Source organism: Pseudomonas sp. TKO26 (genome assembly GCF_003225665.1).
Classification (GTDB): Bacteria; Pseudomonadota; Gammaproteobacteria; order Pseudomonadales; family Pseudomonadaceae; genus Aquipseudomonas; species Aquipseudomonas saponiphila.
Genome location: NZ_QKLN01000057.1, coordinates 1 through 407 on the forward strand (window position 1 = coordinate 1; position 407 = coordinate 407).

Annotated in this window: 1 protein-coding gene; it reads left to right on the plus strand. The window is 45.0% G+C overall.

Features of this window, described 5'->3' with window-relative positions:
* Nucleotides 1-407: AAA family ATPase (locus DNK59_RS31435; protein ID WP_146249955.1), on the plus strand; the 407-nt coding region annotated here is incomplete at both ends.

The window sequence follows — 407 nt, forward strand, 5'->3', positions numbered from 1 at the left end:
AAGCGTCTTCGTAATGGCGATACCAACAGTGATGGTGTTGAGCTAGGTAAAAGTAATATCTTACTGATCGGTCCTACCGGTAGTGGTAAGACACTTCTAGCTGAAACTCTAGCGCGCATGTTGGATGTTCCATTTACTATGGCCGACGCAACAACGCTAACTGAAGCGGGTTATGTTGGTGAAGATGTAGAGAACATCATTCAGAAATTGCTGCAGAAGTGTGATTATGACGTAGCAAAAGCTGAGCGTGGTATTGTTTATATCGATGAGATCGATAAGATTTCTCGTAAGTCTGATAACCCATCAATCACACGTGATGTGTCTGGTGAAGGTGTTCCGCAAGCTCTGCTAAACCTGATTGAAGGCACAGTCGCTTATGTTCCGCCTCAAGGTGGTCGTAAGCATCC